This window comes from Fictibacillus aquaticus (assembly GCF_002245695.1).
In the GTDB taxonomy this organism is placed as follows: domain Bacteria; phylum Bacillota; class Bacilli; order Bacillales; family Fictibacillaceae; genus Fictibacillus; species Fictibacillus aquaticus.
This window is the reverse complement of the sequence record NZ_NOII01000091.1, coordinates 1-8062: the sequence shown is the minus strand read 5'-3', so window position 1 is coordinate 8062 and position 8062 is coordinate 1. Positions and strand designations below refer to the sequence as shown.

The 8062-nt window shown below is 46.6% G+C and carries 10 protein-coding genes; all 10 read right to left on the bottom strand.

Going from position 1 to position 8062, the window contains the following annotated elements:
- Window positions 1–1064: ethanolamine utilization protein EutH (gene eutH, locus CGZ90_RS20150; RefSeq protein WP_094254252.1), on the bottom strand; the 1064-nt coding region annotated here is incomplete at its 3' end.
- Between the two features lie 20 nt (window positions 1065–1084).
- Window positions 1085–1939: an ethanolamine ammonia-lyase subunit EutC gene (gene eutC, locus CGZ90_RS20145; protein ID WP_094254251.1), complete on the bottom strand. Its 855-nt coding sequence runs from the start codon at window positions 1937–1939 to the stop codon at window positions 1085–1087.
- A 9-nt stretch (window positions 1940–1948) separates the two neighbouring features.
- On the bottom strand, window positions 1949–3310 hold the full coding sequence (locus tag CGZ90_RS20140) for an ethanolamine ammonia-lyase subunit EutB (protein ID WP_094254250.1): 1362 nt from the start codon (window positions 3308–3310) through the stop codon (window positions 1949–1951).
- 28 nt (window positions 3311–3338) lie between these two features.
- The gene (locus CGZ90_RS20135; RefSeq protein WP_094254249.1) at window positions 3339–3713 is read right to left on the bottom strand and encodes a BMC domain-containing protein; all 375 of its coding nucleotides are present in this window, start codon (window positions 3711–3713) and stop codon (window positions 3339–3341) included.
- Window positions 3714–3718: 5 nt separating this feature from the next.
- A complete protein-coding gene (locus CGZ90_RS20130; protein ID WP_094254248.1) occupies window positions 3719–3991 on the bottom strand; it encodes a EutN/CcmL family microcompartment protein in 273 nt (90 codons plus the stop codon).
- Window positions 3992–4003: 12 nt separating this feature from the next.
- On the bottom strand, window positions 4004–4669 hold the full coding sequence (locus CGZ90_RS20125; protein WP_094254247.1) for a hypothetical protein: 666 nt from the start codon (window positions 4667–4669) through the stop codon (window positions 4004–4006).
- The gene (gene pduL, locus CGZ90_RS20120; protein ID WP_094254246.1) at window positions 4662–5318 is read right to left on the bottom strand and encodes a phosphate propanoyltransferase; all 657 of its coding nucleotides are present in this window, start codon (window positions 5316–5318) and stop codon (window positions 4662–4664) included. Before pduL ends, CGZ90_RS20125 begins: the two co-directional genes overlap by 8 nt.
- A 291-nt stretch (window positions 5319–5609) precedes the next feature.
- Window positions 5610–5903 carry a BMC domain-containing protein gene (locus tag CGZ90_RS20115; RefSeq protein ID WP_094254245.1) on the bottom strand — a complete coding sequence of 98 codons (294 nt, stop codon included), beginning with the start codon at window positions 5901–5903 and terminating at the stop codon, window positions 5610–5612.
- A gap of 35 nt (window positions 5904–5938) precedes the next feature.
- Window positions 5939–7468, bottom strand: a complete 1530-nt coding sequence (locus CGZ90_RS20110) for an acetaldehyde dehydrogenase (acetylating) (RefSeq protein ID WP_094254244.1) — start codon at window positions 7466–7468, stop codon at window positions 5939–5941.
- Between the two features lie 24 nt (window positions 7469–7492).
- The coding region (gene eutL / locus CGZ90_RS20105; RefSeq protein ID WP_106408338.1) for an ethanolamine utilization microcompartment protein EutL at window positions 7493–8062 on the bottom strand (570 nt) is incomplete at its 5' end.

Here is an 8062-nt window from a genome sequence, read left to right as displayed (position 1 = left end):
TTTGGTACGGACAGCCAGTAGGCGAATCCGATCCCAACGATTCCGGCCCCAAGCTTCCCGAGCATGACCGGCAATATCAGGTTAGGCTGGAAATTGGCCGTGAACGACAGGTGATCACCGAACAAGAACGCCGCACATACAGCAAACGAGATGTTGATAACTTTGTCTTTCGGACGCATCGATTTTACTAGACGGAACATCGCAAGGATATTGGCGATTGACGCTAACAGCCCGGCGCTTCCTTCCGCTTTCAATCCAAGCTTGTTTCCGAGCTTCTCTAATGGAACAGCAAGATACTTTCTGATCATGTAGACCATCGGGAAAGCCCCCGCGAGCATGATTCCGATATATCCCGCTGTTTCGAGTGCTCTGAACTGGTCTTCTTTGTCCGCTATGATTGGGTCCAGTCCCCATGATCCGAACACAGTCGAGAAAACTCCTGTGAAATACTCTACGATCGAGAATACGAGCACAAGCTTGATGAATGCATCCATGATGCGCCCGAACCACATAAATCCTGTGATCATTTTATCCGGATAGAACCTTAATCCTACTGCAATCCCGACAAAAAAGATGATGAGCGGCAATAGATTCATCATGATCGTGCCAAAGCTTAATGCAAGCTGATACGATGCATCTCCGCCAGTATTGATGACCTCCCGAATGTGTGGATTGGAAAGAGCGATCATCACGTTGCTGATGAAGACCCCGATCGGGATCGTCAGTACACCTGACATGACGCCGAGCGCCATGTATTTATGGTCACGCTTATCAAGCATCGCCAGACCTACTGGAATCGAGAACACGATCGTCGCTCCGGCCATATATCCTACCGTCATGGCCATAATCCAGCTTTCTTTCGTCTCAGCGAGCGCGCTTGCCAGCTGGTAGCCTCCCATATCAACCGCTATGATTGTCGTTGCCGCAATCGCAGGGTCAGCTCCGATACTGTTAAATAACGGACCGAAAACGCTTTCAATAAACTTTGATAAATAAGGGATAGCTGCCATNNTCACTGCGGAAAACATAATGATATAAATGACGTATGTTCCTAATTGACTCATATAATCCTCCCCCTAACAACTTATTGATTTCGTTGTTTGGCTAGATGGACACCGCTTGCCTGGTACTTTAACATGTCTGCAATGATATCTGATAGGTGAGCCCCAGCTTCTACTGGTGATAATCCGCCTTCATGAATATTGGAAATAACAGTACGGTCTGCTTCAACAGTTTTTTCGTTCGGTTTGTAGATCATATACGCACTGATGCTTTTCGCTGACGCCAGCCCCGGACGTTCTCCGATTAAAGAAATGATGACATCGCAGTTCACGATCTGTGCAACGTGATCCTGAACCCATACGCGTGCATTTTTTACAAAGAGCGGCTTTGCGAAAGTGATTCCCTTCAGCGATAGCCCCTGATTGATTGCCGGGAGCAAGTCAGCGATATTCTCTTCTACAGCTGTCGAACTTAATCCGTCACAGACAATAACCTGAACTTGCTTTCCTTTTTCGCCGTTTTTCTTCAGCCATGTTTCTGATTCTTCGTTCAGCCGGCGGCCTGAATCAAGATTCATCAAATATGTCTGCATATCTTCCGCTTTTGTCTGTAAGATCGGAAGCCCGAGTTGTTTCAGAATTTCTTCGTCAACGTCTTTCAAGACAGCATCCTGGGCAGCGGCATGGTCGATCCGGAAGTTCAAATAATGGCTTGTCAGCATTCTCGTTCCCGTATGCCCGATGCCGATCCTTGCAGGAGTAATGGATCTCGCATGTGCAATCGTCTGCTTGTTTTTTGGGTTCTCGACTCCGATAACATCTTCTTTAGAAAAATGAAAAGCGTCATCTTCTCGTTGAGTTGGTTGTTTAGGACTTTGGGTGTTTCCCAGATTTGCAAGAACCTTTGAAACAATATCTTCAATCTGATTTTTATTCATCCCATCCTCCTAATCAAACAGAGACAGGTCTCCGGCATACTTCGTCAATCTGCCGTTTTCCATAATCCCCATATTTTCAAGCCATTTTTCAAATTCTGTCAGCGGGCGAAGGTGCAGCATCTCCCGCAAACTTGCATCATCATGGAAACTAGTATCCTGGTAATTAAGCATAACATCATCACCAGCCGGCACGCCCATGTAAAAATTGGCACCTGCAACTGCCGTAAGGATTCCCGCGATTTCCTGGTCATTCTGGTCTGAATGCATATGATTCGTGTAAGTCGGCGCGATACCCATCGGAAGATTATGCATTTTACCCATGAACAGATCCTCAAGATCTGCACGGATCATCTGTCTGCCATCAAACAGCGTTTCTGGACCAATAAATCCTGAAACGTTATTGAGCATAAATGGTTTCCAGTGCCTTGCATATCCATATGTTCTGGCCTCAAGCGTCTGCATATCGACCCCGTGATCCGCTGCAAGCGAGACCTCGGAACCTTGACCAGTCTCAAAGTAGAAGATGTTCGGACCTGTAGAAGTCCCATGCTTCCTCATCAGAGCTTGTCCATGATCGATGATTTCCTTTGAAACACCGAAAGCTTCGTTTCCTTTCTGCGTTCCTGCCAGACTTTGGAACATCAAATCGATCGGTGCGCCTTTCTGCAATGCTTCAATCTGTGTGGAGATGTGAGCGAGCACACAGTTCTGTGTCGGAATCTTCCATTTGGTGATGAATTCATGTGACATCGTCAGCAGCCGTTTCACTGATTCTACACTGTCATTGTTTGGATTAATCCCGATCACTGCGTCGCCTGAACCGTAGGAAAGACCTTCTTTTAATGAATATAGGATGCCTTCCGGAAGGTCCACAGGATGGTTTGGCTGACAGCGGTAAGCCAGCTTGCCAGGCTCTCCGATCAGCGTGTTGCAAAATGCCTGATGCTTCATTTTCTGCGACGCGAGAACGAGGTCAATTGTTGACATCAGCTTTGCCACTGCAGCGATCATCTCACTCGTCAGCCCCTGGCTCATTCTTGCTAGCTTGTGAGAGTCTGTATCATGTGACAGGATGACGTTTCTTAGTTCCCCAACCGTTAAAGACTTCATCTCATTATAGATGAACTCATTAATATCATCATATATGACTCTTGTTACTTCATCGGTTTCATAAGGTATCACTGGATTATCGTAGATTTCCTGCAATGTGAGATTGCTGAGGACGACTTTAGCCGCCATCCTCTCCAAATAGGAACCTGCAGAAACTCCTGCCATGATGTCTCCTGATTTTTCTTCACTCGCCTTTGCCAGAACTTCCTTTAACGAACCGAAACTGTACTTTTGGTCTCTCATTATGCATGATAAGTTCAAAATAGCCCTCCTTGCTTAACCGGCGTATTTATTCTGCTTTTTTCTTTTTGGGCTTTGAGTTCGAAGGATTGTCAGTCGTCGGCGGTGTTTCAGGTGCCGGCGGTGTTTCCGCTGCTGGCTCTTTCTTCTGCTCTGTCCCTTTTGTTACTTGTGCGACCTGAAAATCTGGTCTTGGGATAATATGAGCCGAAACGAGTTCTCCTACACGCTTTGCCGCTTCTTTCCCTGCATCCAGCGCTGCCTGTACAGCTCCCACATCGCCTTCAATCATCACTGTCACGAGGGCGCCGTCGATTTTTTCCTGTTTTACTAGTCTTACATCAGCTGATTTCATCATCGCATCAGCTGCTTCAATCGAACCGATCAATCCTTTTGTTTCAATCATTCCAAGTGCTTTACTCATATTCTTCACCTGCTTTCTACATCTACAGAATCGACGATGCCGATAATGACGGCGTCGATCGGCAAGTCTTTATCTTGTATCACGAATCTTGCTGCGCTTCCCGTTGTGATCATGACTCTGTCACCTATTCCGGCACCTATTCGGTCAGCCGAGATGACAGGTGACTCTATTGGGGACCCATCAGGAGCTTCTAGCTGGACAAATAAAAATTTCAGGCCTGTCAACCCTTCTTCTTTCCGTGTTGCCCAGATATTGCCCACTACTGTGCCCAGCCTCATATAGAATCACCTCTATTTCTTTTCTAATTTAATAATAGATATTTTCTTCCTTCTTGCTGCATCACGTGCAAGAGGAGTAATGACCGTATGATGCGGAACAACGATAGAATGGGTCTTTGCCGATTCTACGTCTGACTCTCTTAAAAGCTTGCCAGTAAAGGTCGCTTCACCTTCAATGCTGTTGTCTCCGATTCCAAGTCTTCCGTCGAGCTCTTCATACTTTACAAAATGTGCACCGAAATACTCCAGCCGGCTTATTTGATTGGCCAAATATTCTTTGTAAGCATTGTTTTCGGTCTGCTCAAAAAGTGATGCATCCTTGGCTGGCTGCACAAACGTCACTGCTGCATTTTTTAACAGTGCCTCTGCTATCAATCTGCTCTGTACTGTATCCGCAAGACCCATCGCAGACCGGACAATCACGTCCTGAGACGCGTTTAGAATTAACACATGGCTATCACTTTGTATATGGGAAGAGCAGCAATCTTCCTGAAATTGCACCGTCCAATGTTCTTGATAGCGTGCAATGAGCTGCTGCTGCTTCTTTTCGCAATATTTTTCTTCAGAACTGATGATCAATAAAGGTTTATCTTTTTCCACTTGTCCTGTTACATGCAGCTGATTCATAATCTCTTTTACGATGGCGGATATCATGTCCCGATCAAATTCGTTATTCATGATTTCCACCTTCCTGTTTCAAGACTAGTTTCCCTGTCTGACCTTTTTGCACAAGTGCCGAATTGGCTTCGTCCGTATCGATATGCATTTCCAGCTTATATCGTTCATTCACTCTTATAAGGACGTCTTCAAAAGTAACTGGCCTCTCAGATTTAATAGAAACAGATACATAGTCGCCGTCCTTAACCGCAAGTTGCTCGGCATCTGCTGGTGTCATATGGATATGACGCTGAGCGATAATAAGCCCCTCTGGAATCGTCAAGGCACCTTTTGGTCCAATGACCGTGCACGGTGAAGACTCCCGGATATCGCCTGACTGCCTCACTGGCGGCCTGTACCCCAAGCTTATGGCATCCGTTTGGCTGATTTCAATCTGNNGAGCCGGACCGAGCACACGAACGTTTCGTATGCTTCCTTTTGTTCCAGCGATCGTTACCGTCTCATTTGCAGCAAACTGGCCTGGCTGTGACAGCTCTGCTTTTTGTGTCAGCTCATATCCTGTTCCGAACAAAACTTCAACATCTTGCTGTGATAAGTGGATATGTCTTGCTGAAACTGCTACCGGTATAGTCGGTTTCTCTTCCTTCGTTAAAAACGTAAGCTCCTGTACCACTTTTTCGACGATGGACCGTACGGTTTCTTTATTCATCGTGTCCCGCCTTTTGTCTGTCATTTAGTTATTGAAAAGAACTCAAAGTAGCGGTTGATCTCCGTTTCAGGCGCACGCTTTCCGCGGGGCGGGNNGTCCCGCAGGAGTCGGCGCCTTACACTCCGATCAACTTTATCAAAGATGAATTCAAGATGATTAGTGAATGATATACATGTGCAAGTCACAGTAAGGTTGTAAAGTTGTATGCCTGGTTCTAGATGTTCTATTGCTGGGTCAAGTAACCGTCACTCACCTCATCAGATACTCAAATCAATAGAGATTAACTACTTTTTAAAGCGCAGCTTCGAATTTTGGCAAGATGCTTTCTAATTCGTTGTGTGGGCGTGGGATTACGTGTACGGATAGGAGTTCTCCGATTCGTTCAGCGGCTGCTGCTCCTGCTTCTGTTGCTGCTTTAACTGCGCCGACATCGCCTCTTACTAATACAGTTACAAGTCCGCCTCCAACATGTACTTTTCCTACAAGGTGTACGTTTGCCGCTTTTACCATTGCATCTGCTGCTTCTACTGATGCTACAAGACCTTTAGTTTCAATCATTCCTAATGCAGTAAGTTCTCTAGACATTTTAATTCCTCCTGATAATGGTTAGTTTTTTATGATTAATTTTGTAATGCGCTGACTGTTTCTTTTACAACTTGGATAATTTTCTGCGGATCCGCTTGCTTTGGATCATCCATTGACGATATGACCTGCTTCACGATTTCTTCAAGTTCTTCTTTTGTAACAGCTGATTTCGCAGGTGCTGAATCAGCCTGCTTCACTTGCGGGATGTCCAGTTCTCGTGTCCCGTAAGCTAGGCGCTTTTTGTTAAATAGGTGCTTAACCGTGACATTATCGGAAGTAATATTTCCTCCAAATGTTCCGCATCCAAGCGTTAAGGATGGAGCGAGTCCGGTCGTGCCTCCGACTGCGCCGAGCGCAGAAGGTGTGTTGACGAGCAGGCGGGATACTGGCATCTTGATCGCAAACCGCCTTGCAAGCTCTTTATCCTTTGTATGAAGAGCAAGAGAATGTCCGCGGCCGCCGAGGCTTAGCAGCTTTTCGCATAGCGAGAAGGCTTCCTCATGGTCATTCACCGTATAGAAGGCGAACACCGGCGCCAATTTTTCAATGGAGAAAGGATATTCCTTGCCCACATTGTTTTCATAGGCGATCAGCAGCCTTGTGTTATCAGGCACGCTGATTCCTGCCATTCCTGCGATCACTTTAGCAGATTTCCCTACAATCTTAGGATTCAATGTCCTTGGGACCGGAGAGATGACAGCTTCCATCTTTCGCTTCTCTTCCCCGCTTAAGAAATAAGCGCCGTTCTTTTCAAATTCCTTTACGACTTGCTCTTTGATCTGGCGGTCTGCGACAACCGATTGCTCTGAGGCGCAGATCGTGCCGTTATCAAATGTTTTGCTGTCCGTGATTCGTTTAACTGACAGCTTAACGTCTGCTGTTTTCTCGATATATACTGGAACATTACCAGGTCCGACTCCATATGCCGGCTTTCCTGAGCTGTATGCCGCCCTCACCAAGCCTCCACCGCCTGTTGCTAAAATTACGTTTACGTCGGAATGCTTCATGAGTGACTGAGTCGCATCCATTGTCGGTTTGGAGATCCAGCCGATAATACCTTTTGGAGCACCTGCTTTTACAGCTGCCTCTAGGCATATTCTCGCTGTTTCCACACAACAGTTCTTAGCAGAAGGATGCGGGCTTATGACAATAGCGTTCCTTGCTTTTAAAGAGATCAAAATTTTGAACATCGTCGTCGAGGTAGGATTCGTCACAGGTACGATGCCCGCGACTACTCCGAACGGAGATGCCACCTCTGTGACTCCATTTTTCGGATCTTCTGAAATGATTCCAACGGTTTTCTCATTCTTAATTGATTCGTAAACACTTTTGGAACCTACTTCATTCTTGATTTTTTTATGCTCTGCAACACCTAGTCCTGTTTCTTCATGTGCGAGTCTGGCAAGGTGCTCTGACTGGCTGTATGCTGCGTCTGCGATCGCCTTCACTACGTCATCCACTTGCTTTTGTGTGAACTCTGCAAAGACCGCCTGTGCTTCTTTTGCAGCTTTCACCGCGTCCCGCATTTCCTGCATTGACTGCAAATCCGGGTCAAAATGAACCATGGGCGTCTCTCCTTTCTTTCGCCCCTATCTTACAGGGCGTTTTGCAATTTCCTCTATTGCATCCTTGAACGCATCTGCTGCTGCTCTGCAAGCTGACTGGCTGCCTGTTAACAGCCCTCCTCCAAAGTTTGTTTCAGAAGGCGGCCCGAAAAATTTAACGAGCCTAACATCAGCTGCTTTTAATGCAGCGTCAATGCCATATACAGCTTCAAGCGGCGGTGCGATCAAATACGCAAGCGGTTCTCCGATCGAGATGCCCGCAGTCTCAGAAAGAAAACTGCCGGTCCTTGGCACAACATGGGCATATAAAGCATGAGTGCCCGATTCATTTAACGATTCGAAAAAAGCTACATTCTCGATCGTGTTCTCGATCGCATCCAATCCGCTCCTGATCTCATCCGGGCTCGGCCCAGCAATGATGCCGATAAATTCTCCTGAAAGCGGCCCTGAAGCATTGGCCGCACCCGCGTAAAAGGATTTAGCGTACACCACATCTACTTCGGCATGTTTAGTGGCTTCATCTAAAGCCGTATAGCCGACATCATCGATGGTCGTTGTCAGCATCCCGATGCTGCGGTGATGGTCTGCAAGCTG